Raw genomic sequence first — 26,508 nt, 5'->3', positions numbered from 1 at the left:
CAATGATGCCCAGGCTCCCGCATCTATTCCCACGGATATTTCGTGACCAAATAATCTGCGAATTTCTTACTTTCCTCCCGGCGGTGCTTGCGCATGAGCGCCCGCTGTTCTGCCGTTTCGTGCAGCTTGTGCTCCTCCTCGGTCTCCGGCACAATCTGCGGGACAGGCGTTGGCTTACCCCGTTCATCGAGTGCGACGAAGGTGAGGAACGAGGTCGCTGCGATCTTGCGCTCGCCGCTTCGGAGATCCTCGCGAATGACTTTCACGAATACCTCGATCGAGCTTGTTCCCGTCCATGTAATGAACGACTCGAGCGACACGGAATCTGTAGGACGGATCGGCTGCAGGAAGTCGACGGAATCCGTTGAAGCCGTAACAGCCGCCGAGCGGCACAGCTTCGATACCGAGATCGATGCGATGTCGTCAATGTACGACATCAGCTTCCCGCCAAACAAGGTGTCATGGTTGTTCACGTCAGTCGGAAATACGCGCGATACTTTAAAACATCGTGTTTCACGGGTGTACTTCGGTTCCATGAATCATTCCGCCTTCTCCCATATTCATCATTTCCTTCGCCTTATCATGAATAAGCTCTGATACGGTCACGAACCGAAACCCCCTCTCAGCAAGCTCCGGCAAAATCACTCGCAATGCTTTAACTGTATGTATATTGCCCGTCACATAGTCATGCAGCAGCACGATATCCCCGCTCCGCGCATTGTTCAGCACCTTCCTTACGATAAAGCCGATGCCCGGACTGCGCCAATCCTCCGTATCTTGATGCCAGGACCAGAGCACTGTCGTGTAGCCAAGCCTCTTCGCAATTTCAACCGTCTGCTCGTTGTAGTAGCCGCCTGGTGGACGAAACAGCTGCGGCTTGCGCCCAGTCAGCTCAATCAGGGAGTCTTCCGTGCTTACAATCTCCTTCTGAACCGTTGCTGGAGTAATACCGTTCGTGAAGAATACATGATGGAACGTATGGTTCGCTACTTCATGGCCTTCAGCCACCTCGCGTTTGATGATGTTCGGAAACTGCTTCACTCGGTGACCGAGCACGAAGAAGGTCGCCTTCGCATTGTATTCCTTCAGAAGATCCAGAATCTCTTCTGTCGCTTTCGGAGACGGTCCATCATCAAAGGTGAGCGCGATGTCCTTCTTCGCCATCGGCAGCTCCCATATAATATCGCCTCTTTGCTCATAGAATGAGCGCCCTTTCGCCGGCCTGTCGAAGCCGCATAACAGAATGATGCACAGCAATGCTGCGATTAAACGCCAACTTACAACCACTCTTGTTCCTCCTGTTTTTCCACTTGAGCACCATTTACTATTTGCCTTGAGGGGTGATTTTATCCGAGACAAGGTGAAACGGCCTTCTTAGAATTTGAAAAGAAAACGAGCACCAAACCGTTTCCGGTCAGATGCTCGCTCTATTAGAATAGTAGGAAACGATTAAGCTGCGTCACTGCTTTGTGTCCGTTTCTTCGAGGAATCGAAATTGTTCATATTAATTCCACTCCAGATGTTCAAGGCGTTCACCTGATCGGGATGGTCGAACACGAGGAAAGCCGTCGGCAAGTAGCGCGGGCCGTATTTGCTCGATGGCTTGTTAACGACTTGATCGTCCTTCACGAGAACGGTCGATGAACCACCGTCGAGGTTAGCCGCTGTTACTGCGCCTTTCTCGAGCAAAATGTTCTGCACATCGTACAGTGTCGCACCGACCGAATAGCCCGGCTGACGGCCGTCGATCACGACGAATACAATCGTGCCGTCCTTCAGCTGCGCCATTGATGTACGAGGAGCGATACCCCAGCCGTCGGCTTCGCTCTTAATAAGCCCTTTGCCGTTCACGATAAACTTTGGCTGGAACGTTACTGCTTCGGAGACACCCATCTTTACTAGCTGGTTCGGCGTATAACGACCTGCGATCATAAGGCCATTCTTGTCGATGCCCACTACATTCACTTTGGCATTCATGCCATTGCCCTTGTACAGCACCTTACCGCCGGACATGACGATACCGGCCGGCTTGAAGCCGTTCCCTTCCCAGTTCGGATCATCGAATGCGCCGCCGTTCACGCCGGCAATCGCACCCGTGCGCTTCACCATGCTTAGTACGCGCTCTCCTTCGCCAACAATGTTCGTTGTGACGACACGGATCATTTTCGGATCATGCACGTACATGAGATAGCCCTTGAAGGTTTTGTGCGTAATTGGCTCAATCCCTACGCTGCCCTCCGGATGTGCCGCCAAATTGATGTTGTGATTGTCCTTCACGTCCGCCATCTGGTCGAACTTCTTGTTGTAATCGGCGACCCGCTTGTCTAGCTCATCCTGGCCGATAAGGTACTTCGCCAAGTAGCGATGCTGGCTCGTAATAAGCGTATCTGCCATCATATAGCGCAGATTTGAGCCGGACGGCGTCAGGTAGAACCATCCGCCTCCTAATAGAATGAAGACGATAAGCAGCATGAATAGCTGCAACATTCTGCGCTTCAAGCGCTTCGTTTTTGTAGGCTTTAGCTTAGGCGCACGCGATCTATTTAAACGTGTTTGACTCGATAATTGTGTTTGTTGTTCCACGCATTCATCTCCTCCTATCTGGCTCCAACAACTATACGGACGTAACCTTAAAGAAAGCTTAAAAGCGCTCAAATCTACCAAGGCAAATGCTGGGGACATGAGCAGTCACTGCGGTTAATTTCATCATGATTGCGGTAAGCTAAGCGGGACAATAGGCAAAGGAGGTCACTTCATTGCAACAAACGCAATCGCAAACTCAGCAGCAAACTGCAATTATGCAGACGCCGCCAAACGTGATGACAGTCAAGGACACGCTCTATGTGAAAGATCAATTATCGTGGCTCATTCTCGCCATGAAAAAATGCAGCCATTTTGCGAATGAATGCTCTGATCCCGAGATCAAGCAGGCCATCAATAAAGCAGGCCAAATGCATGAGCGCCATTACAAGCTGCTCTTGAAGCATTTGCAGAACAACAATACCGCACAGATGCAGCAAGTGCCGCAGCAGCATTAGAAAGGAGGAGCGTCTTCAACATGAGTCCGAACAATAGTAATACGATTGCCAATCCGAAGCCTCCCTACGAACCACAGGTGAAGGGACCCGAACTAACCGACCGCGACCGGATTAATGATGTACTGGCGACGGAGAAGTACTTGGCCAACAGCTTCGGCATCGCCGCCCGGGAAGCGAGCCATCTATCGCTGCATCAAGACATTATGACCGTGCTAAACGAGACACATCAATGTCAGCACGAGATATTCGAAGTGATGTTCCGAAAAGGCCACTACAAGCTCGAGGCCGAGGAGCAGCAGAAGCTCGATCAGGCATATCAACAGTTCAACGGCTATTCGACGCAGTTCCCATATGGCGGAACGCTGCAATAACCTGCTGGGCGTAAATTTGAGTGTAAACGTGAGCGTAGCCATGAGCATAGTGTGAGTGTAAGCATAAGCGTACGAAAGAGACCCATCGTGGGTCTCTTTTTCGTGTGCTTTTGCCTCATGTGCCGAGAATCGGATTTCTCCACTCTCAGCTACATTCCAGCGCCTTTTCACGCTTGAGAGTCGCAATTCCCGACTCAGACCTTCGCATACACGCAGGCTCCCGGCGCCTTGCGTAATCTGTTTTGAACCAATAAATAAGCTGAGAGATCCTATATGATCTCTCAGCTTCTAATCCACGGATAATCGGTCACGAGAGATCGTATATGGTCTCTCAGCGTCAGAAACCGCCCTACTCAAGCTATTCGCTGCTCTGAGAGAGTCAAATCAGCACTCTCAGCTTAATAATCGCCCCCTTTCACGCACGAGTGACCATATATGGCCTCTCAGATTTATTCATTGCGCGTAATCGACCTCCACCTTGAACCTGTATTATTTTCCCACTTTTAGCATTTCGTTAACATCGTTATAATGGGAGTATCCATATTTTAGGAGCGATTAATCATGAAGAAATGGCAAGTTACTTTGATCGGAATTTCGACCGCCGCCGTTATGATGAGCGGGGCTGTATATGTAGGACTTCACCATTTAAAATCCAACCCGTCGAATGTCCATACAGAAGCCGAAGCTGTGACGCCAAAGGTAGATGCAAAAGAACAGTTGGAAGCCGCGAACGATTTCGAGCTGACACGCTTCAAATTTAATTTCTATAAGGCACAAAACATCGACGCGTTCCAAGTGGATTATAACGATACTCGGGTGCTGATCGGAGCATTGCCGCAAGCGGACCGGACGAAGGCACTCCACAGTGCGATTTCGAATCGTGAAGAGGCAGCGAAGGCGATCAGGTATATTCACGGAAATTTGAACAATACCGTCGGGCTCTATAAGAACGGATACTTAGAAACAACGGGATACGGGCATTCGACCCAAGCTGCTGAACAGATGAAGGATGGGATATTCAGCCCTGATAGTCTAACGAATCACCCTGAGCTTTACATCCGGTTGGCCGAGGTCATCGACAACGAGAAGGCAGCACAGGACTTGCGTGACGTTGCAGCACTTATCCAGATCGGCAACGCCAAACGGGACATTCAAGCAGTCATTTATGCGCACCGCATTATTCACGACTTGGACGGTTACGTATTCAATCGGCCGGACGAAGGTGAAGAAGAATTCGGTGCGGCGCGGGCAGCCAACGGTGTGAAACCCGCTCTGCTTGCCGAAATAGCGAAGTATATGGACCGAATTAATAAAGAGACAGCGTAAGCTAGCTGCCTCTCACCCACACACAAATAACGCCCACTGCTCAAACCAAGCAGCGGGCGTTCTTGCATTCTTTTTAACCTATACCATCACTTTACAAATGTCGTTCGTAAATGCTACTGGATCCTGAATCGGCAGCCCCTCGATGAGCAGCGCTTGGTTGTATAGCAACTGCGTATACAGGTTCAGCTTCTCCGCATCCTTCTCCGCTGCGTCCTTCAGCGATTGGTACACAGGATGGTTGACGTTAATCTCCAGTACTTTATCGGCTTTGACGTCCTCGTTGTTCGGCATTGCCGCGAGGATTTTCTCCATCTCGATCGACAGCTCGCCTTCGCTCGTGAGGCAGACCGGATGGCTCTTCAGACGCTTCGACGCCTTCACCTTCGTCACTTTGCCGCTGAGAAGCGTAAGCATTTGCTCGAACAATACTTGGCTGCCGCTCTCTTCCGCATCCTTCGTCGCATCATCTGCTTCCGACTCGATGCCAAGGTCGCCGCTCGATACGTTCTTGAACTGCTTCTCCTTGTAGCTCATGATCGTCTTGATCGCGAACTCGTCGATATCGTCGGTGAAGTAGAGGATCTCATAGCCTTTATCAAGCACAAGCTCCGTCTGCGGCAGCTTCTCAATCCGCTCGATTGAAGTGCCTGTCGCATAATAGATGAACTTCTGATCTTCCGGCATGCGGGAGACGTACTCATCCAGAGTCACCTGCTTACTCTCCTTCGAGGAGTGGAACAGCAGCAGATCCTGCAGCAAGTCCTTGTTCATGCCGTAGTCGCTATATACACCAAACTTCAGCTGTCTGCCGAACGCTTTATAGAACGTCTCGTACTTGTCGCGCTCGTCCTTCAGCAGGCTCTGCAGCTGGCCTTTAATCTTGTTCTTAATATTCTTCGCAATAAGCGTCAGCTGGCGGTCATGCTGCAGCATTTCGCGGGAAATGTTCAAGGACAGGTCCTCAGAATCGACCATACCCTTCACGAAGCTAAAGTAGTCCGGCAGCAGGTCCGCACACTTGTTCATGATCAGGACGCCGTTCGAGTACAGCTCCAGCCCCTTCTCATATTCCTTCGTGTAGTAGTCGAATGGTGTATTTTCAGGAATATACAAGATCGCCTGGTACACGACCGCGCCGTCCGCGCTAATATGAATATGCTTCAGCGGCTTATCGAAGCCGTAACGCTTCTCATTGTAGAACTGCTCGTAGTCTTCGGCTTTCAGCTCGCTTTTATTTTTGCGCCAGATCGGCACCATGCTGTTAACGGTTTGCTCTTCCACATACGACTCCAGCTCAGGCGCTTCGCCTTCTGCTGCTTCACTGCCCGCCTTAGGACGCTGGCCCATCACGTCCATCTTAATCGGATAACGGATGAAGTCGGAATACTTCTTAATGACCGAACGCAGACGGTATTCCTCCAGGAATTCGTCGTAATTGTCCTCTTCCGTATTCTCCTTGATATGCAGCACGATCTCGGTGCCGACCGCTGCCTTCTCGCTCGGTTCGATGGAATATCCATCCGCGCCTTCGGATTCCCACTTGAACGCTTCATCGCTGCCAAGCGCGCGGCTTGTCACCGTCACCTTGTCCGCAACCATGAACGCCGCATAGAAGCCTACGCCGAACTGTCCGATAATGTTATGGCCGTCCTTGCTCTCGTTCTCCTTCTTAAAAGCGAGGGAGCCGCTCTTTGCGATAACGCCGAGGTTATTCTCGAGCTCTTCGCTGGTCATGCCGATTCCTGTATCGGAGATCGTCAAGATACGGTTCTCTTTATCCGCGGTCACTTTAACATAGTAGTCTGCTTGGTTGAAGGCGAGGTTATCGTCCGTTAACGCTTTGTAGTAAATTTTATCAATGGCATCGCTGGCATTGGAGATAAGCTCCCGCAGAAAAATTTCACGCTGCGTATAGATGGAGTTGATCATCATTTCGAGCAGACGCTTGGATTCCGCTTTAAATTCTTGCTTGATCATTGGCTGTAATACCCTCCCAATTCATGGCTCAATATGGTTTAGCACTCTAAGCTTCCGAGTGCTAATTCTACCTAATTTATAGCATAAATAGGAGGTGCGGCACAAGCCCGTATGCAAAAAGAAACGGCCGCCACATCAGCATGCAGCGAACCGTCTCATCTAACTTAATATTTAAATGTATCCACCGAGCCTTGCAGTCTGACAGCTAATGTGGCTAATTCATGAGAGGCTGCGGCCGTCTCTTCCGCCGCTGCAGCCGCTTGTTCGCTAATCGCCGCAACAGACTCGATCTCGATCAGCATCTCGGACGCCCGCTTCGTCTGATTCTCGCTTGAAGCGGTTATCTCGCCAACCATCTGATACGTGTCATTCACCTTCGTCACGATGCCGTCGAATGAATGCTGCGTTTGCGCAAACTGCGCAACCCCTTCGCCAACCGCGTGTACGCTGCGAGCGGCGTTATCTTGCATGTTCTTAATAATCGCGCCGATCTGCTTCGTCGCTTCACTGCTTCGTTCCGCAAGCTTGCGTACTTCATCAGCGACGACGGCGAAGCCTCTTCCTTGCTCCCCGGCTCGAGCTGCTTCAATGGCCGCATTCAAGGCAAGCAGGTTCGTCTGTTCTGCGATGCCGTCAATCACTTCAATAATGTCGCCGATCTTCTTGGAGTCGCTCTCGAGCAGCTCCATCTGGGTGTTGGCACGCTCCATCTTATCAATCGAGAGGCTGATCGTTTCCGTACCTTCTCTTGCGATCTCGACCGCTTCCTGCGATAGCTTTCTAGCGCTGTGCGCGCTTGAAGCGACAAGCTGGATCGAGCTCTCCAAGCTCTCGAATACTTGTGCCATATTATGCGAGCGGTCAGCTTGGCTGACGCTGCCTCTTGCAACTTCATCGGTGCTCGCCGTAATTTGCTGCGCAGATGCAGCGACGCTCTCCGACGCGGAAGTCACCTGCTCGATTGTCGATGACAAGGAATCAACCATCTCGTTAATGTGATCCGCCAGTATGCCGAGCTCATCCTTCGAGTTCACCTTCAGCCGCGGCCGAAGATCGCCTCCCGCAAATACGTTCACCATCTCAGAAATGTACAGAATCGGTCTCGCCAATGCTCTGGCAGAGAAATAGACGAGCACGAGCGCAGCCAGCATCACAACAATCGCAGTAATGATGGTCGTTGTCATCATGGTGTAGATCGGCCCGAGCAGCTCTTTCTCCGGGACCGCCATTTGGATGACGAACCCGCTCTTTGTTTTAGCTGCGTAGCCGATCTTCTTAACTCCATTAAAGGTGTACGTATAAGACGTATTCTTACCGGCTTCAGCCGATTCATAAGCAGCAATAATCTCCGGAATGTTAAGGTCATAAATCGTCTTCTTCATTCGCAGCGTTTCATCAGGATGATACACCATCAAGCCGTTGCTGCCGAGCATGACTGCGTATCCGGTGTCTCCGATTTTGGCTTCCTTAATATATTTCGAAGCTTCGTTAATATCATATCCGGCGGCATAGAAGCCGATTGCTTTGCCGTCTTGCACTAGCGGAACCACCAGAGGAACGATCATCTTCGATGGGTCGATCTTGGGAGCGGTTGGATCCCCGATGCTCGCTTCCCCTTGAAACACCTTCTTCAATACGGGAACACCTGAATAATCGACCTGCGTTCCCGCATTGTTAAAACCGACCTTACCGGTCGGATCGAGCGAGAACGCCGCTCCGAAGAGATCCGGGTTCTGTTTGGAGAAATTCGTAATGAGCGCTTGATGCTTCTGCATATCATTCCCGTTCAAGACGCCGATGCTAGCAAGCGCTCCTACCTTAGCAAGCTTTTGCTGTAAATCTTCATCCAGCTGGGCGGCAAGAGTCTGCGTCTGCAGCGTCAGCTTGTCGTTGATCTGATCCCGGAACACCGAGGAGTTCGGAATAAACAGCGCAAGCGACATCGAAACAACGATAAGCAGCGAAATGACAAGCGTGGAGATCATCAGCTTCGTGGTGATTTTCCGTGATGTCAGGCGCTGAAGAATAGAGGGACGGTTCATAACTGTGATTCTCCTTTGCTTCTAAACTGAAATTTGGTTAGTTTAACTATAGTGAATAGATGTTTGAATACTATGGAAAAAGCATTTAGTTTCTGTTAGAACCTGTATTTTACACTTTTTTTAGAATTGGTTTAGAGGCTGTTTAGAGCTGGCATTTACAATGGGAGAAGAAAGGGGCGTGAGCCTAATGTCGATCCGAAAAAAACTCGTATTCTCCTATATCGCCATGATTGCCATCCCAGCGTTACTGCTCGTGCTTACTGTGCTGCTCGCAGCTAGCGCGTTCATGCAGGATTCCGGTGCTGAAACGGCCGGCAGCAAGGGCGGCGTGCCGTTCGCGGCGATCCGTAATCTATTCGACGGTCGAAGTGAAGTGAGATCAGGACTGCGGTTCGTTGCCCAGCATGATCCGAAGCTGCTCGGGGACGCCGCTTTCCTCCAAGAGACGGAGTCGGAGCTGGCGAAAGTCGAAGCTGGTCTTCTTGTTCTGAGCGGCGGCGGCGAAATTGCATATGCTTCGCAAGGCTTGAATGCGGTTGAGGTGAAGAAGCAGCTCGCAGAGGATAAAAGCAACAACGAGCAAGGCCGCGGTGCCGGGTGGGGACCTCCCTGGAAACGCGACGACTTCAGTAAGCTGAGCCTGAACCAGATCGCTTTCACCGCGGCGGATGGTCAGCCTGGAACGGTCGTCATTGTATCCGATATGGAGCCGGTCGCCCGCTTCTTCCGTCGCTTCTTTCCGACTGTGCTGCTGACGCTGGTCGGCACGCTCATTCTGACGAATGGCCTGCTCACCTACTTCGTATCACGCAGCATCATTAAGCCTCTCTACGCATTGAAGGATGCAGCAAGCCATATCCGCGAGGGCAATTTGGAGCACAGACTGCAACAGCAGCCGCTAAATCGGCAGGATGAGATCGGCCAGCTCAGCCGGTCCTTTGAGGAGATGCGGGTGAGGCTGCAAGCTTCCATCGGTGCTCAGCTGCAGCTGGAGCAGAGCCGCAAGGAGCTGCTCGCGAACATTTCGCACGACTTGAAGACGCCGATTACCGGGATTCAAGGCTGCGTTGAATGCTTGCAAGGCGGCGTGGCAGATACAGAAGAGAAGCGCAGCAAGTACTTAGATATGATCGCGAGCAAAACAAGCGACATGAACCGGATGATCGAGGAGCTGCTGCTCTATTCGACACTCGATATTGGCAAGCTGCCGTTCAATTGGGAGCGGCTGGATGCCGCGGCATATATACAGATGACCGCTGATGAGCTGCGCCATGATCCTCGAATGGCGGGTATAGCGCTGACCTATGTGAATAGCGGTTTAATCGACAAGCCTGCATGGATTCGGGCCGACCGCGAGAAGCTGAACCGAGCGCTGCTCAATATCGTCGGCAACAGCCTTGCGCATATGGAACAAGAGCCGCGCGAGCTTCGATTTACGCTGCTCGTGAACACCGAGGCGACGACGGTCACGGTCCGCATCGCCGACAATGGCACTGGCATTTCAGCCGAAGCGCTGCCGCTTGTGTTCAACCAGTTCTACCGCGCGGAGCAATCGCGCCGGACACAGGCCGGAAGCAGCGGGCTCGGGCTGACCATTGTGAAGCAAATTATTGAGGAGCATCGCGGAACGGTAGAGGCGCAAAGTGTAGTCGGTCAAGGAACAAGCATTACGATCAAGCTGCCTCTCCTACTAGAGGATGCGGATTATGGATTGCCGAGAGGAGACCAGCTGTGAAGAAGCGGATATTAATTATTGAGGATGATCCGGTCATTGCCGAGGTGCAAAAGGATTATCTGGATGCAAGCGGCTTCGCGGCAGACATAGCGAGCCGCGGCGATCAGGGGCTTGCGCTTGCGCTCCAGGGCGAGTACGATTTGCTGCTGCTCGACCTCATGCTGCCGGGCATGGACGGCTATGAGATATGCCGGAGAGTACGCGAAGCAAGCAACCTGCCGATTCTGATCGTCTCTGCGAAGAAAGAAGAAGTGGACAAGATTCGCGGCTTCGGCCTCGGCGCCGACGATTATATTCTGAAGCCGTTCGGCCTCGGCGAGCTTGTCGCACGAGTGCGAGCACATCTGGCGCGGTATGACCGGCTCGTCGGCAGCGGTGAATGGCGGCGGGACGAGCTGACCTTGCACGGTATCCGCATCGACCGGCAGTCGCACCGCGTCTACGTGAACGAGACAGAGGTTGCTTTTACAGCGAAGGAATATGATCTGCTGCTCTTCCTTGTCAGCAATCCGAACCGCGTCTTCCGCAAGGAGGAGCTGTTCGAGCGATTATGGGGACTGGATGCGCTCGGCGATCATGCGACCGTCACGGTCCATATTAGCAAGCTGCGGGAGAAGATTGAACGCGACCCGTCCGCTCCACAATATATTGAAACAATCTGGGGCGTTGGCTACCGCTTTAATCTGTAGGAGGTCTTTAACACGATGAACAAAATATCTTTAATGCAGCGAAGGATTCTTCTGCTGCTCCACATCCTCTTCGCTTCCATCATGCTCGGCGTGCAGGTTGTCTTCATCATTCTCGCCTTGACGGCCTCTGTCACGGACAGCGGCTCCGTGCTTCAGGCGTGTTACTACATTATGAAGCTGCTGGCGACATCAAGCGTACGGGTATCGACGATAGGCACGACCATAACCGGCATTTTGCTATCGGTATGGACCTCTTGGGGACTGTTCCGCTACTACTGGATTATTGCCAAAGAAGTGCTGACGCTGCTCGCTATCGGCATCGGGCTGTATGGGCTGTACGAGTGGACCTTGCACGGTTTGAACCACATTGATGCGGACGGTCTGTCCGCTTGGAGCGCGGCAAGTTTTAACGTGAATCATATATCGCTATGGATCGGGATCATTATTCAAACCGTATCCCTCATCGCGATGTTCATTTTATCCATATGGAAACCAGGCGGTAAACGCAAGAGCCGAATATAACCACAAGGAGAGTTGAAGCCTCTATGAAACGCAATTTCAAAATCATCTATTACGTGCTGGCATGGCTATTCGCCGCATCCCTGTTCGTTCAAGTCTTCCTGGCCGGTCTTGCCGTATTCGATAACGGCGACTGGTCGATGCACAAGTCCTTCATTCATTACTTCGAATTCACGCCTATCATCATGATTATCTTCGCGGCGCTTGGACGCATGGGCTGGCGAACGATTACACTGTCGGCCGTCCTGTACTTGTTTATTATTTTCCAATACATTTCGGTTAATTTGGATGCGCGAGCGCTCGCTGCAATCCATCCGGTAACCGCGCTTCTGCTGCTGTGGACCATTCTGTATCTTATCCGCCGCTCGAACCCTTGGAAGCAGCATGCCTAATGTGATTGGATGCAAAGAGCCACAACCGTCTAGGGTTGTGGCTCTTCTGTGGTGCTGAGAGAGCATATTAAGAGTATCGATTCAATCGGCCACTCTCAACACGCATTCTCAGCCCGCCAAGCTGCCGATTTCGGCTGTTCCTTTTCTGAGAGTGCTGAATCTGTACTCTCAGAGCTTCAATCGGCCGATTATTGTGCTGAGAGTACGAATTACGCTCTCTCAGCCCGCCGAGCTGCCGATTTCGGCTGTTTCCTTTTCTGAGAGTGCTGAATCTGTACTCTCAGAGCTTCAATCGGCCGATTATTGTGCTGAGAGTACGTATTACGCTCTCTCAGCCCGCCCGCACCCGATCAACCTTTCACCGAACCCGCCGTCAGCCCTCGGATGAAGCTTTTCGAGCCAAAAATAAACAGAATCAGCACTGGGATGGTCCCGAGCGTGAGCCCGAGAATTTGCGCTGCCAAGTCGGTTCGGTACGCATTGCCGAGCGAGGTGATTGCGAGCGGAATCGTGAACAGCTCCGGTTTGTTTATAATAATTAACGGCAGCAAATAATTGTTCCACGACCAGAGGAAGACGAGCAGCGACAGCGTCGCAATTGCCGGATAAATGAAGGCTACTACAATCCGAAAAAACACACCGATGTCCGAGCAGCCGTCGATCCGCGCGCTCTCCAGCACCTCGGTTGGAATTGCCCCCTTCATAAACTGCGTCATCCAGAAGATACCGAATGCGTTCGCGACCCAAGGTAGAATGAGCGGAAGCAGTGTGCTGGAGACATGGATATACCGCATCTCGATAACAAAAGCGACGAGACCAAGCTGACCCGGAATCATCATCGTAAGCAACACGCCCGAGAAGATCTGCTTCTTGTACTTAAACTCATGCTTCGCGAACGCAAACCCTGCAAAGCAGCTCACAAACACCGACACCACCGTACTCGCCGCCGAGACGATGAAGCTGTTCAAATACGCAAGGTCGAACCGACTCTCTGCCACCGTCTTGATGTTCTCCATCAAGTAGTGACCCGGTACCAGCACAATCTTCTGAAAAAGCTCCTCATTCTGATACGTGCCCATCACGATCATAATGTAGAACGGCAGCAGGGCAAACAAGGAGAACAGTGCAATCGTCGAAGTCGTAAGCGTCGTGCGGAGCGATCTATTCATTCCTGTTCCCCCTTCTGAAATCTCACGCCTATGAACGAGAATACCGCGATAATGACGCATAGCCCATACGCGATTGCGGCACCAAGCCCATATCTCGTCGTGCTTCCGTAAGCTGTATCATACATATTCCATACCGTCGTCAGACAGCAGCGGTCTGGTCCGCCGATAATCGCACTACTGGAGCCCATGCCTGCGCCGCCGAGCAGCAGCATCGGTTCCTCGAGCAGCTGGAATCCACCGATAATACCCGTAATCACAATGAACGTAATGACAGGCCGCAGCAGCGGCAGCGTAATCGACCAGAAGTTGCGGAAGCCGGATGCACCGTCGACCTGCGCCGCTTCGTTCAAGTCTTTCGGAATGTTGGCAAGCCCCGCGAGGAAGAAAATCATCGTATAGCCGAAGCCTTTCCAGAACATCATCAGCACGATAATAAGGCGCGTGTACACGGGGTCGCCGAGCCAATAGATGCCTTCATCAATAATGCCCAAATGAATCAGCACCTTGTTCACGAACCCGGCTTGCCAGTCGAACAGCAGATTGAACATCAAGCCGACTGCTACCGGCGTCACGATATAAGGCAGAAAATTAATGAGCTGAAAGAATGCCCGCCACTTCACATACTGGCTGTAGAGCAGCGTTGCAATTAGAAGTCCGAATATGAGCTGCAAAGGTAGTGTCATCACGATGAACAGCAGCGTATTACCGATTGATTTAAAGAAGTACGAATCTCCGTTGAATAGAAACTTGTAGTTGGCGAAGCCGACGAATTTCTTGCTGCTAATGCCGTCCCAGCTCGTTAAGCTGACGTAGAAGGAGAAAATAATCGGTATAAGCCCGAACGCCATATAGAACAGCAAGTAGGGAGATAGGAAGAAATACGGAACCCATTTGCGTTTTGCAGTATCCATTATTCACGCTCCTGATAAAGAAGCCAAAGAACAGCCCGGGAGATACGCAGCCGTTCTTTGGTCTTTAAGTTGGTTGGCCCGTTCGACGCAGCCTTATTCGAATGTAATGTTTGGCGCTTTCGCCGTAAGCTCCGTCTTGATCTTATCGAAAGCTTGGTCGACGCCAAACGAATTGTCTTTGGATAGCGTCTGCAGCACAATGTTCATGACATCGTTCAGCAGAAGGTCATTCACGTTCTCCGGAACGGCCTTTGTTGTCTCGGAAATATCCTTGAAGTACTTCTCGCCGATATCTTGATCGCCGAAGCTCGGCCACGTCCACTTCGTAAACGCCGGATCATCATAGGCTGGCTTGAAGTGCGTGAACACGCCGTCCTGCTTCTGCGCGGTCGCTCCATCCTGCGACATCGACGTGAACTCAATCCATTTCCACGCAAGAGCCGCGTTCTTCGCACCTTTTGGAATGCCGTGCGAGGAGCCGCCTGTAATGTAACCGCCAGCAGGTGGCACCATCAGACCCCAGCGGCCTTCTGCCTTATCGTTCGCTCCGATCACATATTGCGGCATCCAGACCGGCGACATCGCGAACATATATTTGGACTGCGCGAACGTCGCGTTCCATGCTGGCGTCCATTGGTCCAGCTTATCGACGATTCCGGAATCGCGGAAGCTGACGAGATCGGTCAGCAGCTGCTTGAGCACAGGCGTATTCATCTTATCTCCGTCGAAGAACGGGCCGGAGCGCTGTCCTTTCAGCACCGTATAGACGTCGCCAAGTCCAGGGAACAATTTTACCTTGCCGCCACTGTTTGCGACGACTTCCTTGCCCTTCTCGATAACGGCGTTCCAATCCGGGAACATCGCTTCCAGCTGCTTCGGATCATCGGTACCGAAGTACTCCTTCGCCAGCGGCTTCAAGTAGGCAATTCCGGCAATGCTCATGTCATCCGGAATGGCGACGAGATGGCCGTCTACCGAGAAGGCGTTAATGTCATAGTCGAACAGTAATCCTTTATCTGTGTTGTAAGGCGCGTCCTCGAGGTTCTCCAGCACATTCATATCGAATATTTTCGCTTTCTGCCCTGCTTCAATCCGAATGACGTCCGGCAGCTCACCGCCTGATGCGATCGTCGTTTGCAGCTTCTTCGTCACGTCGCCTGCTGACACGTTAACGCGTTTCACCTTAATATTCGGATACAGCTTGTGAAAAGAATCCAGCGCTGTCTTGTGCTCAGGCTCCCACGTCCACAGGACGAATTCGCCTTCTGTCTTGTCTGCACTTCCTCCACTGTCTGTCGCAGTCGCGTTGTTGTTGTTGTCTGAAGCTGTATTGTTTGCTGCCCCGTTCCCGCTTGCCGAATCATTCGCTGCTGTATTCCCGTTCGAGCTGCTGCCGCTGCCTCCGCCACAGCCTGCAAGCAAGCCGATCAGCATCGCTGCGGACAGTCCCGCACCAACTCGCTTTCTCCATTTCGGCTCCAACATTGATGAATCTCCCCCTAGCGATCGTTTTTGTATCCGCTTTCAATATAAATCGTAGACCTACCTCGCTGAAATATAAGAAACCTACACTTTTGGTTGCATTTCTACACTGCTCTTCTACCGGCCCTACACGCTCAGGTATAATAGAGCCATCATCTTCCTGTACATGGAGGTTACACTATGAAGATCATTCTGGTCGACGATGAACGTATCGCTACCGAGCATATGAAGAGCCTCCTAGATTGGGAGGCACACGGCTTCCACATCGCAGCGACAGCAACAAACGGCCGCAGCGCCTTGAAATTATGCGAAGACCTTCGCCCGCAGATTATGATTGTCGATATTCGTATGCCCGTCATGGACGGCTTGGAGCTGATCCACGCCGCAACCGAGCGGAAGCTCGGCGTTAAGTTTATCGTTATGAGCGCCTATGAGGATTTCGAATACGCCCGCAAGGCGATCTCGCTCGGCAGCGTGTCCAGCTATCTCATCAAGCATGAAGTAAACAGCGATAAGCTGCTGCTTGAGGTGAACAAGGCGAAAGACTCATGGGAGACTGAGGAAGCGCAGCGCGTCATTCAGCGCAGCGAGCAGCTGAAAGCGCTCGTGACCAGAACGGCTGGAGCGACGCTCGCGAGCAGCAGCAACCTGCCGAATGGCACTCCCCCGCTGCTAAAGCCTCCCTATGCGATGGCGGTGTTCCATAGCGACACCCCGTTCTCAGCTGTTCCAGCAGCAGTCGCGGTCGCAGCTGCGCCATTGCCCCGGCTCACCTGGGAGCAGAAGCTGACCGGCTCTGCTGAGGACAGCGGCTGGCTGCTCGTCGGCGCCTTCCCGCTGAACGCGGATCAATCGCTTGCGCTGTTCTCACTGAAGAGCGCCATCGCTGCGCCGATGCGCGAGTCATTCCATGCGCTGCTGCAAGCGATCCGCGAGCAGCTGAGCCAGACTTGTCCCGCAAGCTTCTCCATCTGCTATACATGTGAAGCGGACGAACGGGCAGTTACGTCGCTCCCTGCCTCCTATCACAAAATAACCGCCGCACTGCATCATGCCGTCTTCATCGGTCCACAGGCAACCGTCTGTGCGGATGATCTGCCACTTCCGCAGCTGCTGCCATCAGCTCAACAAGACATAAGCTTCGCGCACAGCTCCTCATCAGCACGGCTGCAGGAAGTCGCAGAGCTGCTGTCCCAGCATGCCAATGGCTCGGCGCAAATTGAAAGCGTTGTCACGAAGCTGTTCACGCCGCTTTGCCAGCCGGTCTGGAACTTGCGCGGCCTCTATCATACCGCAAGAGGGCTAACCGCACTTATTAACGAGCACCGCGTGAAGCGCGGGCTGCTCGAGATTGACCCTTTCGACACAGAGGCGTACCATGCAGTCTATAGCACCCGGGACATTCAAGCCCGGTTCGTCTGCCTGCTTCGCGAGCTGTGCACCGCACTGGATGAAGCGCGGAGCATCTCGCATAAGCTGCAAAAAGCAATCCTATTCATCCATGCGCATTATCGTGAAGATATCAGTATCGACGCTGTCGCCGATGCCGTCGAGATCAGCGCTTCTTACTTGTTCCAGCTGTTCAAACGCGAGCTCGGCCGTACGTTTCTCGATTATTTAACGGAGCATCGCATTCACCATGCGAAGCGCATCCTGCGTCATGGAGATACGAAGATGACCGAGGTGGCGACACTGGTCGGCTACCGCTCGCCGCAGCATTTTAGCCAAGTGTTCAAGAAGCTGACGGGTACGCTGCCCCATCAATACCGAAGCGGAGATTACAGCCGATGAGAAGTCTGCGCTCGGTTATTTTTCAGCGGATCGTTATCGTTGCCGTCGTCAGCTTTCTGCTCTCGGGCGGATTCACCTATTACTATTACGAGACGATTCTCGTCAAACAGATGATTCATGACGATCAATCGAAGCTTCGCCAGACCGCCAGGCAGCTGCAATATATGTCCGATGATATTACACAATTCGCGTCATCTCTTATCATATCGAATCAGCTGCAAACGTTCTATAAAACTTACAATTCTGCCGATACATTCGATCAATTCATGCTGCTGCAGAATACATTTAACTTCCTTAACGATTACAAAGGGCTGCGCAAAGAAGTGACCAGCTTCGCGCTCGTCATGCCAAGCGGCGAAACGTTCTGGAGCGAATCGAAGTACGACGATTACTTCTCCCAGCGGATGAAGGAGCCGTGGTATCAGAACTTTGCCAGCGCCGGGAATCAGACGAGCGGCTTCACCGAGCCGCATCAGATCTTCTTCGGACCCGCCACCGACAGCAAAACGATCAGCTACATCGTCAAAGTGCGCAATATCGAGAAAATAAGCGGCAGCGTTATCGGCGAGCTCATTGTAAATCTCGATTACAGCGATTTTGATTCACAGCTTAGCTTCGGCAGCGCGGACTTGGACGGGCTCGTCTGGATGAACAACGCGGGCCATGTGCTGTACCAGAAGAAGCCGACGAAGGAGCTAAAAGTCAATTTCGCACAGCTCCTTCAAGATGCAGCCGAGCTTAAGGCGAGCGAGACGCAGCATAAGACGCAGGGCGGCTATATGCTCGTTGACCGGATGGCCGGCAACGGGTGGAAGCTAGTCTCCTTCACTTCGCGCCATTCGCTGATCGAACGGGCGAGCATTATCATCTACTTGCTCGGCATCTTCACGCTCACGAGCACCGCGCTTATTCTGCTGCTCATGATGCCGGCGATCTTCCGCATTACGCGGCCGATCATGCAGCTGTATCATGCGATGAACGCTGCCTCAAGCGGCAATCTGCAGACGTCCGTGGCGATCCATACGGGCGATGAGATCGAGAAGCTAGGTGTCGGCTTTAACCGGATGATCGACCAGCTTCGCGTCCATTTGGAGGAAACGATCCGCTACGCGCAGGAGAAGAAAGAGATGGAGCTTGAGCTGCTATTAACCCAGCTGAACCCGCATTTCGTCTACAACACGCTTAATGCGGTCATCTACATGGCACAAAAGCAAGGCAACGACGATATTGTGCGGATGGTCAGCTCGTTCATTCGGATTTTGCAGGATGCGGTCAAGATGGGAGGGGCGCAGTCGTTCATTCCACTTCGTGAGGATATTGCGCTGCTGCGCGACTACTTGGCGATTCAATCTTACAGGTACGCGGATATGTTCGAGGTGGAGTGGGCGATTGACGATGCGGCGATGGATTGCAGCATTCCACGCAACCTGATTCAACCGTTCGTCGAGAATGCGATCTTCCACGGCATCTGCCCGAAGGATGATAACGGCGTTATCCGTTTAAGCGCTACCGCACGCGACGGCAGGCTCATCATTACGATTGCCGATGACGGCATCGGCATTGAGGATGGACAACTCGCGTCCATATGGGAGGAAGGCGAGAGCCGCCGCAGTCCGGGGCTTCGGCATATCGGGCTGCCGAATTCGAAGCAGCGAATTGAGCATCTGTTCGGCAGGCAAGCAGAGCTGCGCATCGACAGCACGGCCGGTCATGGCACGAGCGTTACGATTGATTTGCCCATCCAGCTCCAGGATTATGCGCGGCGAATCGGCTGACATGGCTAGATCCTCATTAAGTGAGCATTTGGCATCAATGAAGTGAAGAAGCGTCGTCTTACGAATCGTTAGCGCGCGCACCAAAAAGGGCTGCAGCAAATTCGCTGCAGCCCTTCTCTAATTCGGGCAAATTACCACTGCCAAGGCATCTTAGCTGGTACGCCGATTCTTTCACAACGGAACAGGCTCTTCACTTCTTTGGAAGCTTGATCGTACGCTTCTTGCGGAACGTGGATCGAGCCGCCAGCGCCGTACCAATCGTTGTTGTAGATGAGCGCAATGTTCGTGCGGTTCTCGTTCGTTACATTCGGCGTGCCACGGTGCCACATGCGGATGTCACGGATGACGATCGAGCCAGCTGGCATATGGATTTTCTCCGAGTACATCGTTTTTGCGGCGCGAACGTCAGGACCGTCAATCGACGTATGCTTCGTGTTCTCTGGATCCAGATGCGTACCGCCAGGCCATACTTCAAGCGGGCCGTTCTCTGCATTGACATCCACGAGTGGAATGTTCATGACAAGGCTGTAAGCAGGAAGCGCTACGCCAAGGTCAGGGAATAGCGGAGGCATATCCGAGTGCACGTTCTGATAATCAGAGCCTGGGCAAGCTGTATCCGAAGCGAGGTACGTTGCGCGAACGCCTTCGCCAAGAACCGCTTTGATTACTGGCAGCGCGAACGCGTTAGCAATCATGTAATCATTAATAAATGGTTGTACAAAAGGTAGATGCATCTGTGCACGGTTCGTACCTGTGTTGTAGCCGAAACGCTCAATATATTCGTTGAACATCGGAAGGAATGCATCCTTCAGCTCAGCAATTTGCTCAGCGGAGAGTACGCTTTCAAAACCGATATATCCGTTTTTCTTAATTTGCTCAATGGCAATCTCAATTGTTTCCTGTTCTGGGACACCTGTCAGTCTTTCTTGTTCTGTCAATTTGAGTAGCATATTTGTTCACTCCTTTAATGTGGTTGACTTATGACTTGATTATACGTTGCATGTACAAGGCTGTATTGTATAATGGAAGTGCGATTGTAAAAAAGGTAGAAAATAAGGTGGATAAATTTTGACAACGAACGAAACACTGCTGACTGGGCTTGAACAATTCATTGCGATGATTGATCTCGAATGGCCGCGAATGAACCTGCATTCCGGCGGCATCTGGCGGAATACGGGCTGGGATGGCGTTGGCTACGACTTCGAGCTAAGCTACTATATTCAAGGGACGAATACGATTCGGCAGGACGGGACCGTTGTACATGTTGCGCAGAATGACCTGCTCTTCCTGCCCGATACGATTCGCAATAGCAGCTGTGAAGAAGGCAGCTTCAAGGTCATCTTCCTTGCCTTTCAGTTCAAGGACGAAGCTCTCAAGGAGCAGCTGCGCCATATTTACAAAACCATAAATCTGCAATCGAAGCCGCTGACACTGCCGGGTCTCGAAGAAGACTTCTTAGCGCTGATCACAGAGATGCGCTCAGGGAAGCCGTCGCCTCATCTCACTAAACATCTGTTCATTCATATTCTTGTGAAGATCTACCGCGCGGTGCATCTGTACCATGGCAAGGCGAATTCGAAGACACTCAAGCATGAGCCGATGATCCAGGAGATCATCAAGGACTTGAATGAAAACTACGGCGATCCCCTATCGCTAGCCGAAATCGCTGAGCGGTACGAGCTTAACGAGCGGTACCTCAATCAAATCTTCAAGAGCATGACCGGCATTCCGCTCGGCCGCTACTTAATGAAGATTCGCATCGAGCAGGCGAAGCGTCTGCTGCGCACGACCCATCTGCAAGTGACCGACATTGCGCTCGACACGGGCTTCTTCGACGCTGCCCACTTCTGCAAGTCGTTCAAGAAGTACACGGACTACACCCCAGCGGAGTATAAGGCTCGGATGGAGAATGAACTGCATGAATAGGTGGAAGTGAATGCGCTAACGGACCGGAATTGAGCTCAATAATGCTCCTAGAACACGTTACTCAATAGGCTCATTACGATCCGTTAGAATCGCCAACAGGCATAGAAAAAGGCAGTGACCCCTGGTCACTGCCTTTTTCCTGTCATTCGATATTCTGAACCACATTAGATCAAGCTGGACTTCACCAGCAGCCGCTCGATAATAACGGCAACCTCTGCACGTGTAATATCGGCTTTCGGTGCTAGCGCAGCCGCACTCTGACCGGATACGATGCCGGATTGCAAGCATGCTGCAATACCGGTTACCGCCCATCCGCCAGCGCTCGCCTTATCCGCGAAGCGGATTAACAGAGCTTCCGCGTCGCCTGCTTGAAGATTCACGTCGATTCCTGTGATCTTCATTGCCTTCGCGATCATCGTCATCGCCTGCTCGCGGGTAATGCTTGCATTCGGACGGAAGCTGCCGTCCTCGAAGCCGTTAATAAGGTTGTTCGCATAAGCAGTCTGAACCGCATCCGCGTACCATGCCGATGGCTGAACATCCGTGAATCCGCCTGTTCCATCCATCAGCTTAAGACCAAGTGCACGAACGATAATCGCTGCAAACTCAGCGCGGGTAATGGCTTTATTCGGTTCAAATAACTCATTGCCCGTTCCGCCTACGATTGTACGTGATCCCATATTTATAATGGAATCCTTCGCCCAGTGATTCATGATATCCGTGAAATGAACATGCTTGTCCACAACGGCATACATACTGTTCGTCAAGCTGTTTACAACTGCATACCATTTGCCATCCACCTGAACCAGCTTTGTCGGCACATGACGCAGCGTGCCGTCCGGCTCGATAATGACTGCCGTAGTCGCTTCCTGCATCGTATCCATTCCAGGAATACTTAGTATTCTCTCCACGTATGAAGGGAACGAGGACAGCTCGATCGATTGACCGTTATAGGAGAAATGTACCGAGAAGCTAACCGGCGGGGCAATGATTGATACATCCCCGTTCTCCGCCGCTTGCTGAGCAGCTGCTGCAGCTGCCGCTGTCGGCTTGCCGATTTCAATACTTACCGTCAGGTCACTCGCCTGTACATCCGTTCCGAACTGCTTCGCCATCGCTTCCAGATCAATCAGCTGAGTAGGCAGCGAATAGATTGCGCCTTCTGTCTCTATTCGCAGAGTCGCTTCCTTCGCGACCAGCTGCTGAAGCATGCCGCCCGAGAGCTGGCCTACCGCAACGTCGGCATCCGTATTCACTGGTATCGTAATCGTAGGCGCTTGACCCCCGCTTGCCAGCAGCTCTTTCACTTTACCTTCATCCACCGTTACCGTTGTGACGGTTTGCCCGTCACGCTCAGAATCATGCAGTTCGCCCACCGTGTACGGTTTTCCTCCGATAATGACTTCTGCGCCTTCCGTCTGCGGCGTGCTGTCACCGCCGCCAGTGCTGTTTGTAGTAAGGTGCTTGAACGAAGCGGTTACGGTTACGTCGCTGCTGATATTCAAGTCCGTTCGCTCCGCAGTTGTAACACCATCGCTCCAGCTGACAAAGCGGTAACCAGCGTTCGGAACAGCCGTTACGGTCGTGCCATTCAAGCCGTGTGTGACTGTCTGGTCAGCGTTGCCTGTCAATGTTCCGTTCGTTCCCGCGATATACTTCAGCGTGTATACGTTAATCGCAAAATTCGCGGTTACGCTTAGATCGGCGGTTATGCCAATGTCCGTACGAGTCGCCGTATCCTCGCTATCGCTCCAGTCTACAAAGTGATAGCCCATTGCCGGGACTGCCACGACTGTCGTGCCATCCGAGCCGTACGTTACCGTTTGATCGGTGACGCCTGTTAATGTTCCGCTCGGTCCCGCGCTATACGTCAGTGTATATACGTTTATCGCGAAATTCGCTGTTACGCTCACGTCAGCGGTAACGCCGATGTCTGTACGGGTCGCCGTTTCCTCGCCATCGCTCCAGCCTACAAAGTGATAGCCTGTTGCCGGAACCGCCGTCACTGCTTCGCCATTTGAACCATTCGTTACCTTCTGGTCCGTGTCGCCTGTCAATGTTCCGTTCAGTCCAGCGGCATATGTCAGCGTATATTCGTTAATCGCAAAATTCGCTGTTACGCTGATTCCGGCGGTAACATCAGTGTCTGTACGAGTCGCCGTATCTTCGCCATCGCTCCAGCCTACGAAGTGGTAGTTCGTTGCCGGCACTGCCGTCACTTCCGAGCCATCCGATAAGTACGTCACTGTCTGTTCCGGATCACCGGTCAATGATCCGTGCGCTCCCGCGGTATACGTCAGCGTGTATTCGTTAATCGCGAAATTCGCTGTTACGCTAATGTCAGCGGTAACGCCAGTATCCGTACGGGACGCTGTATCTTCACCGTCACTCCAATCTACGAAGTGATAGCCCGTTACTGGAACTGCGGTCACTTCGGAGCCGTCCGCGCCTCGTTCAACCACTTGCGCTTCCTCTCCGTCAATGCTGCCGCCTTCACCAGCCGTATAGTTCAAGTTAAACGTATCGATGGCAAACTGCGCCGTTACCGTAATCGCTCCGGTCACATCTGTATCCTGCCGCGATGCCCTCAGAACATTATCGCTCCATTTTACAAAATGATACCCTGTTGCCGGTACCGCCGTCACAGTCGCGCCATCCGCGCCATACTCGACAGTTTGAGGCGTTGTGCCCGTAATCGAGCCGTTCGCTCCCGCTGTATAGGTCAGCACAAAGCTGTCAATTGCAAAAATCGCTGTTACCTGCTTGTCCGCTGCAACGTCTAGCTCCTGACGCGTTGCCGTCAACACCTCGTCGCTCCACGAAACAAAGTGATAGCCCGTCCCCGCTACAGCCGTTACCTCCGTTCCGTCAGCATTGTAATTCACGCTCTGATGTGCGCTGCCTGTCAAGCTTCCGCCTGTGGTCGTCTCGTAATCCAGCGTGTACTGATTGATTGCAAAGCTCGCGCTCACCGTAATATCCTGTTCGACTTCCTCATCCGTCCGGCTTGCTGACAGATTATTGTCGGACCATTTCACAAAGTGGTACCCGGTCTCAGGTGTCGCCGTCACTTCAGCGCCATCCGCACCATAGTTCACGATTTGCTGCAGCGTTCCGTCAACTGTTCCGTGAGCTCCCGCCGAATAAGTGAGATGATAAGTATTGATTGCAAAATTCGCCGTAAATGACTTGCTGCTTGTTATGCCCAAATCCTGTCGCGTCTCGTTCGTGTTTCCGTCGCTCCAGTCTACAAATTGATAGCCTATATCCGCTACAGCCGTTACCTCAGTGCCGTTAGAACCGTAATCTACCATCTGAGTAGCACTGCCACTAACGCTGCCGCCTGTAGTTGCAGGATAAGAAAGTGTGTATTTATTAATTGAAAAGAGTGCTTGTACATCAATATTATTCTTAACATTAAGGTCTGAGCGCGTTGCGGTCGTTACATGGTCACTCCATTCAACGAAGCTGTAACCTGTAGCCGGTACTGCGGTTACTGCTGTAGCAGCTTGTCCGTATTCTACCGTCTGATCTGCGTCACCGCCTGTTAGGCTACCGCCAGTACCTGCGCGATATTTCAGCGTAAATGTGTCGATTGCAAAGCTAGCCGTAAAGCTTAAGTTTTCCCGAACATTGCTTTCAGAGCGAGTCGGATTCGTACTATCATCATCCCATTCGACAAAATGATACCCCGTATTCGGAGTCGCCGTTACTTGCGATCCATCCGTTCCGACGTTCACCGTCTGCGAAGCCGTACCGCTAACCGTTCCGCCTGCGCCCGCTGTGTAGGCAACATTGTAAGTATCGATCGCGAATTGAGCCGTTATCGTCTTGCTCGCCGTGATGTTCAGATCCGTACGAGTTGCGCTCGTGTTCCCGTCGCTCCACTGCACAAAATGATTGTTATCATCCGGCACGGCTGTAACCGCAGTACCGCTGTCTCCATACGGGACCGACTGGCTGCTCGATCCATCAATATGGCCATTACCTGATGTAACGTATGTCAATGGAAGCATGATTCGTTTAAAGGAAGCAACTGCGCTGATATCGCCTGATATGCTGCTGTCCGTACGCACACCGCCCGATGACCCAAAGAGCCCGTCGCTCCAGCTATCAAACTCGTATCCTGTGCTCCCCACTGGAGTTACAACCGTACCGCTCCCGCCAAGCTTCGCGCCTTGCACCGAATTGCCGGCAATCGTACCGTTCGCGTCTGCCGTATAGTTCAGCTTGTGCTGCGCCATCAGAATCGTGCCGTTCGCGCCGAGCACCATGAACTCACCGTTCACGTAAGCTGCTCCGTACAACACTTGAGTCGTGCCTGATATCTGCTGGGTCCAGCTAGATCCGTCCTGCGAGCTCAGAATAACTCCGCCATTGCCAGCAATGACGAAAGTTCCATTGCCATAGGCAACACTGTTGAAAGTCCCGCTCACAGGAGGCGTCGCCACAGACCATGTCGATCCATTAGACGAAGTGAGGATTTTGCCGCTGCTTCCTACAGCAACGAATTTGCTGTTACCATAAGCAACGCCGCGCAGAGTTGATGTAACGCCAGACGATTGCTGCGTCCAGCTCCCACCATCGCTCGACGTTTGAATCGCGCCGCTGCTGCCAACCGCAACATACATGCTATTGCCATATGTAACAGCATTCATCGCCCCGCTGCTCACCGCAGAAGATTGCGATGACCAGGACGTTCCATTATAAGTTAAAATAACAGGCGTCTGGTTGAAATTAATATCGCTATGCGCGCCTACCGCTACATATTTGTTAGTCCCATTCGTCGTGATGCCAAATAGCTGCATACCCGACTCTTCTGTAGGAGTAGTGAGCGACCAATTCGAGCCATTGGCGGAGGTCATTATTTTGCCATGGTAGCTCTGCTGCCCGTATTGAATCTGCTGGCCGTAACCAACGCCTACGAAACCGGTCGGCCCATATACAAGGCTTCTCAATTCGTGAGCAATTCCAGCATTTACCGAATTCCATGACGCCCCTGTTTCAGAGGTTTCATAGAAGTTTCCACCGTGCATGTCTAGCAAGTCATCGGTATCATTATTCGGATTGCTATCACTATCATTAACCGGGAAATACATCGTCGGCGTACCCGCCGCCACAATCGTTCCAGCCCCATAAGCAGCCGTACGGAACATTTCCGTCGGATCATTCGTCACCGCCGGCTTCGCAATCCAACTCAAACCTGCCAAAGCATCGACAACGCTTGCCTTTGCTTTCCCCGCGCCTAGCCCTGCGGTCTGTATGAGCCCTACAACCATCGCAACAACAAGCAGTGCCGCAACCTTCCTCATCAGCCCTTGCTTTCTCATTATAACCCTCCTCTAATAATCGACTCCCAAACCAT

20 protein-coding genes are annotated in these 26,508 nt (G+C 52.2%); 10 read left to right on the top strand and 10 right to left on the bottom strand.

The window, feature by feature from the left end; genetic code table 11:
- Positions 1-23: 23 nt before the first annotated feature.
- The 3 genes from BMY11_RS18160 to BMY11_RS18150 form a co-directional block, all read right to left on the bottom strand.
- Entirely contained in the window at positions 24-536 is a 513-nt protein-coding gene (locus BMY11_RS18160) for an acyl-CoA thioesterase (protein WP_090579218.1), read from the bottom strand.
- A complete protein-coding gene (locus BMY11_RS18155) occupies positions 514-1,287 on the bottom strand; it encodes a polysaccharide deacetylase family protein (protein ID WP_256217627.1) in 774 nt (257 codons plus the stop codon). Before BMY11_RS18155 ends, BMY11_RS18160 begins: the two co-directional genes overlap by 23 nt.
- 162 nt (positions 1,288-1,449) lie before the next feature.
- Positions 1,450-2,487 carry a phosphodiester glycosidase family protein gene (locus BMY11_RS18150; protein WP_256217651.1) on the bottom strand — a complete coding sequence of 346 codons (1,038 nt, stop codon included), beginning with the start codon at positions 2,485-2,487 and terminating at the stop codon, positions 1,450-1,452.
- Positions 2,488-2,756: 269 nt separating this feature from the next.
- On the opposite strand from BMY11_RS18150, the gene BMY11_RS18145 reads away from it, so the two are divergent.
- From BMY11_RS18145 to BMY11_RS18135, 3 genes are all read left to right on the top strand, one after another.
- The gene (locus tag BMY11_RS18145; RefSeq protein ID WP_256217626.1) at positions 2,757-3,038 is read left to right on the top strand and encodes a hypothetical protein; all 282 of its coding nucleotides are present in this window, start codon (positions 2,757-2,759) and stop codon (positions 3,036-3,038) included.
- Between the two features lie 20 nt (positions 3,039-3,058).
- On the top strand, positions 3,059-3,409 hold the full coding sequence (locus tag BMY11_RS18140; protein WP_090579212.1) for a spore coat protein: 351 nt from the start codon (positions 3,059-3,061) through the stop codon (positions 3,407-3,409).
- 561 nt (positions 3,410-3,970) lie between these two features.
- Positions 3,971-4,735 (top strand): hypothetical protein, encoded by a 765-nt coding sequence (locus tag BMY11_RS18135; RefSeq protein WP_090579208.1) that lies wholly within the window; start codon positions 3,971-3,973, stop codon positions 4,733-4,735.
- Positions 4,736-4,813: 78 nt separating this feature from the next.
- On the opposite strand, the gene htpG is transcribed toward BMY11_RS18135, so the two are convergent.
- Together htpG and BMY11_RS18125 are read right to left on the bottom strand one after the other, a co-directional pair.
- Positions 4,814-6,712: a molecular chaperone HtpG gene (gene htpG, locus BMY11_RS18130; RefSeq protein WP_090579205.1), complete on the bottom strand. Its 1,899-nt coding sequence runs from the start codon at positions 6,710-6,712 to the stop codon at positions 4,814-4,816.
- Positions 6,713-6,876: 164 nt separating this feature from the next.
- On the bottom strand, positions 6,877-8,754 hold the full coding sequence (locus tag BMY11_RS18125) for a methyl-accepting chemotaxis protein (RefSeq protein WP_090579202.1): 1,878 nt from the start codon (positions 8,752-8,754) through the stop codon (positions 6,877-6,879).
- A gap of 187 nt (positions 8,755-8,941) precedes the next feature.
- Here BMY11_RS18125 and BMY11_RS18120 point away from each other — a divergent pair, with 187 nt between their 5' ends.
- The 4 genes from BMY11_RS18120 to BMY11_RS18105 are packed head-to-tail and all read left to right on the top strand — an operon-like array spanning position 8,942 to position 12,089.
- Positions 8,942-10,489 (top strand): sensor histidine kinase, encoded by a 1,548-nt coding sequence (locus BMY11_RS18120; protein WP_256217625.1) that lies wholly within the window; start codon positions 8,942-8,944, stop codon positions 10,487-10,489.
- Positions 10,486-11,178: a response regulator transcription factor gene (locus tag BMY11_RS18115; protein WP_090579199.1), complete on the top strand. Its 693-nt coding sequence runs from the start codon at positions 10,486-10,488 to the stop codon at positions 11,176-11,178. Before BMY11_RS18120 ends, BMY11_RS18115 begins: the two co-directional genes overlap by 4 nt.
- 15 nt (positions 11,179-11,193) lie before the next feature.
- Positions 11,194-11,700 (top strand): hypothetical protein, encoded by a 507-nt coding sequence (locus BMY11_RS18110; protein WP_090579198.1) that lies wholly within the window; start codon positions 11,194-11,196, stop codon positions 11,698-11,700.
- A gap of 23 nt (positions 11,701-11,723) precedes the next feature.
- Positions 11,724-12,089: a DUF6220 domain-containing protein gene (locus BMY11_RS18105; RefSeq protein ID WP_090579195.1), complete on the top strand. Its 366-nt coding sequence runs from the start codon at positions 11,724-11,726 to the stop codon at positions 12,087-12,089.
- 350 nt (positions 12,090-12,439) lie between these two features.
- On the opposite strand, the gene BMY11_RS18100 is transcribed toward BMY11_RS18105, so the two are convergent.
- The 3 genes from BMY11_RS18100 to BMY11_RS18090 all read right to left on the bottom strand — a co-directional run bounded on the left by BMY11_RS18100 (position 12,440) and on the right by BMY11_RS18090 (position 15,654).
- Positions 12,440-13,258 (bottom strand): carbohydrate ABC transporter permease, encoded by an 819-nt coding sequence (locus BMY11_RS18100; RefSeq protein WP_090579192.1) that lies wholly within the window; start codon positions 13,256-13,258, stop codon positions 12,440-12,442.
- A complete protein-coding gene (locus BMY11_RS18095; RefSeq protein WP_090579189.1) occupies positions 13,255-14,169 on the bottom strand; it encodes a carbohydrate ABC transporter permease in 915 nt (304 codons plus the stop codon). The genes BMY11_RS18100 and BMY11_RS18095 overlap by 4 nt, the downstream gene beginning before the upstream one ends.
- A gap of 93 nt (positions 14,170-14,262) precedes the next feature.
- Entirely contained in the window at positions 14,263-15,654 is a 1,392-nt protein-coding gene (locus BMY11_RS18090) for an ABC transporter substrate-binding protein (protein ID WP_090579186.1), read from the bottom strand.
- Positions 15,655-15,831: 177 nt separating this feature from the next.
- On the opposite strand from BMY11_RS18090, the gene BMY11_RS18085 reads away from it, so the two are divergent.
- Together BMY11_RS18085 and BMY11_RS18080 are read left to right on the top strand one after the other, a co-directional pair.
- Entirely contained in the window at positions 15,832-17,442 is a 1,611-nt protein-coding gene (locus BMY11_RS18085; RefSeq protein WP_090579183.1) for a helix-turn-helix domain-containing protein, read from the top strand.
- On the top strand, positions 17,439-19,217 hold the full coding sequence (locus BMY11_RS18080; protein ID WP_090579180.1) for a sensor histidine kinase: 1,779 nt from the start codon (positions 17,439-17,441) through the stop codon (positions 19,215-19,217). Before BMY11_RS18085 ends, BMY11_RS18080 begins: the two co-directional genes overlap by 4 nt.
- 131 nt (positions 19,218-19,348) lie before the next feature.
- Here BMY11_RS18080 and BMY11_RS18075 read toward each other — a convergent pair whose 3' ends face one another.
- A complete protein-coding gene (locus BMY11_RS18075; protein ID WP_090579178.1) occupies positions 19,349-20,167 on the bottom strand; it encodes a phytanoyl-CoA dioxygenase family protein in 819 nt (272 codons plus the stop codon).
- Positions 20,168-20,285: 118 nt separating this feature from the next.
- Here BMY11_RS18075 and BMY11_RS18070 point away from each other — a divergent pair, with 118 nt between their 5' ends.
- Entirely contained in the window at positions 20,286-21,143 is an 858-nt protein-coding gene (locus BMY11_RS18070) for a helix-turn-helix transcriptional regulator (protein WP_090579175.1), read from the top strand.
- Positions 21,144-21,307: 164 nt separating this feature from the next.
- Here the strand turns inward: BMY11_RS18070 and BMY11_RS18065 are convergent, their stop codons facing one another.
- On the bottom strand, positions 21,308-26,473 hold the full coding sequence (locus BMY11_RS18065; protein ID WP_090579172.1) for an InlB B-repeat-containing protein: 5,166 nt from the start codon (positions 26,471-26,473) through the stop codon (positions 21,308-21,310).
- Positions 26,474-26,508: the final 35 nt, after the last annotated feature.

This window comes from Paenibacillus sp. OV219, assembly GCF_900110075.1.
In the GTDB taxonomy this organism is placed as follows: Bacteria; Bacillota; Bacilli; order Paenibacillales; family Paenibacillaceae; genus Paenibacillus_Z.
Note: the sequence above shows the minus strand (reverse complement) of the source record. Positions and strands in the feature narration are given on the sequence as shown.

Coding starts and splice junctions, on each gene's coding strand:
- BMY11_RS18160 (WP_090579218.1), bottom strand. CDS start 536: ATGGAACCGAAGTACACCCGTGAAACACGATGTTTTAAAGTATCGCGC.
- BMY11_RS18150 (WP_256217651.1), bottom strand. CDS start 2,487: ATGTTGCAGCTATTCATGCTGCTTATCGTCTTCATTCTATTAGGAGGC.
- BMY11_RS18140 (WP_090579212.1), top strand. CDS start 3,059: ATGAGTCCGAACAATAGTAATACGATTGCCAATCCGAAGCCTCCCTAC.
- BMY11_RS18135 (WP_090579208.1), top strand. CDS start 3,971: ATGAAGAAATGGCAAGTTACTTTGATCGGAATTTCGACCGCCGCCGTT.
- htpG (WP_090579205.1), bottom strand. CDS start 6,712: ATGATCAAGCAAGAATTTAAAGCGGAATCCAAGCGTCTGCTCGAAATG.
- BMY11_RS18125 (WP_090579202.1), bottom strand. CDS start 8,754: ATGAACCGTCCCTCTATTCTTCAGCGCCTGACATCACGGAAAATCACC.
- BMY11_RS18120 (WP_256217625.1), top strand. CDS start 8,942: ATGTCGATCCGAAAAAAACTCGTATTCTCCTATATCGCCATGATTGCC.
- BMY11_RS18110 (WP_090579198.1), top strand. CDS start 11,194: ATGAACAAAATATCTTTAATGCAGCGAAGGATTCTTCTGCTGCTCCAC.
- BMY11_RS18105 (WP_090579195.1), top strand. CDS start 11,724: ATGAAACGCAATTTCAAAATCATCTATTACGTGCTGGCATGGCTATTC.
- BMY11_RS18100 (WP_090579192.1), bottom strand. CDS start 13,258: ATGAATAGATCGCTCCGCACGACGCTTACGACTTCGACGATTGCACTG.
- BMY11_RS18095 (WP_090579189.1), bottom strand. CDS start 14,169: ATGGATACTGCAAAACGCAAATGGGTTCCGTATTTCTTCCTATCTCCC.
- BMY11_RS18090 (WP_090579186.1), bottom strand. CDS start 15,654: ATGTTGGAGCCGAAATGGAGAAAGCGAGTTGGTGCGGGACTGTCCGCA.
- BMY11_RS18085 (WP_090579183.1), top strand. CDS start 15,832: ATGAAGATCATTCTGGTCGACGATGAACGTATCGCTACCGAGCATATG.
- BMY11_RS18080 (WP_090579180.1), top strand. CDS start 17,439: ATGAGAAGTCTGCGCTCGGTTATTTTTCAGCGGATCGTTATCGTTGCC.
- BMY11_RS18075 (WP_090579178.1), bottom strand. CDS start 20,167: ATGCTACTCAAATTGACAGAACAAGAAAGACTGACAGGTGTCCCAGAA.
- BMY11_RS18065 (WP_090579172.1), bottom strand. CDS start 26,473: ATGAGAAAGCAAGGGCTGATGAGGAAGGTTGCGGCACTGCTTGTTGTT.